Here is a 1,641-nt window from a genome sequence, read left to right on the forward strand (position 1 = left end):
GCGTGCGGATCTTCCGCGTCGACAACCCCCACACCAAACCCGTCGTCTTCTGGGAACGGGTCATCGCCGGCATCAACCGCACCGACCCCGACGTCATCTTCCTCGCCGAGGCCTTCACCCGCCCGGCGATGATGCACACCCTCGCCCAGATCGGCTTCCAGCAGTCCTACACCTACTTCACCTGGCGCAACACCAAGGACGAACTGACGCAGTACCTCACCGAACTGACGGGGGAGGCCGCCTCCTTCATGCGGCCCAACCTCTTCGTCAACACCCCCGACATCCTCCACGCCCACCTCCAGCACGGCGGCCGCCCCGCCTTCGAGGCCCGCGCCGTGCTCGCCGCCACCCTCTCCCCCACCTGGGGCATCTACAGCGGCTACGAACTCTGCGAGAACACCCCCCTGCGCGAGGGCGGCGAGGAGTACCTCGACTCCGAGAAGTACCAGCTCAAACCCCGCGACTGGGCCGCCGCCGAACGCGAGGGCCGCACCATCGCCCCCCTCATCACCCGCCTCAACGGCATCCGGCGGACGAACCCGGCCCTGCGCCAACTGCGCGACCTGCACTTCCACCACGCCGACAAGGACGCGGTGATCGCCTACTCGAAGCGGAGCGGTTCGAACACGGTTCTGGTGGTCGTCAACCTCGACCCCCACCACACCCAGGAGGCGACGGTCTCGTTGGACATGCCGCAACTCGGCCTGGAATGGCACGAGTCGGCGCCGGTGCGCGATCTGCTCACCGGCGAGACCTACTACTGGGGCAGGGCCAACTACGTGCGTCTCGGACCGGGCGGCGCCCATGTGCTGACCGTCGGCCCGGAGTCCGGGGACAGTCCCCCGGACGAGCACGGCACCGTCCTGCGACCGTCCAACCCGCAGATCGGAGGGTCACCCACACGATGATCGTCAACGAGCCCGTTCCGGACACCTTCGAGGACACCCCCGCGAAGGACCGCGACCCCGAGTGGTTCAAACGCGCGGTCTTCTACGAAGTCCTCGTCCGCTCCTTCCAGGACAGCAACGGCGACGGCGTCGGCGACCTGAAGGGCCTCACCGCCAAACTCGACTACCTGCAATGGCTGGGCGTCGACTGCCTCTGGCTCCCCCCGTTCTTCAAATCGCCTTTGAGGGACGGCGGCTACGACGTCTCGGACTACACCGCCGTCCTCCCCGAATTCGGCGACCTCGCCGACTTCGTGGAATTCGTCGACGCCGCCCACCAACGCGGCATGCGCGTCATCATCGACTTCGTCATGAACCACACCAGCGACCAGCACCCGTGGTTCCAGGAGTCCCGCAAAGACCCCGACGGCCCCTACGGCGACTACTACATGTGGGCCGACGACGACAAGCAGTACGCCGACGCCCGCATCATCTTCGTCGACACCGAGGTCTCCAACTGGACCTACGACCCCGTCCGCAAGCAGTACTTCTTCCACCGCTTCTTCTCCCACCAGCCGGACCTCAACTACGAGAACCCGGCCGTCCAGGAGGAGATGATCTCCGCGCTGAGGTTCTGGCTGGACCTGGGCATCGACGGCTTCCGCCTCGACGCCGTGCCCTACCTGTACGCCGAGGAGGGCACCAACTGCGAGAACCTCCCGGCGACCCACGAGTTCCTCAAACGGGTGCGGAA

1 protein-coding gene and 1 pseudogene are annotated in these 1,641 nt (G+C 66.5%); both read left to right on the forward strand.

Translation table 11 applies throughout. The features are described from left to right. Positions 1 to 908 (forward strand): annotated as a pseudogene (locus tag ACFYWQ_RS43580) (alpha-1,4-glucan--maltose-1-phosphate maltosyltransferase); the annotation flags it as partial. Beyond that, on the forward strand, positions 905 to 1,641 hold a 737-nt coding region (locus ACFYWQ_RS43585; RefSeq protein WP_389526443.1), incomplete at its 3' end, for an alpha-amylase family glycosyl hydrolase. The pseudogene ACFYWQ_RS43580 and the gene ACFYWQ_RS43585, both read left to right, overlap by 4 nt.

It is taken from the genome of Streptomyces sp. NPDC003247 (assembly GCF_042888135.1).
GTDB lineage: Bacteria > Actinomycetota > Actinomycetes > Streptomycetales > Streptomycetaceae > Streptomyces.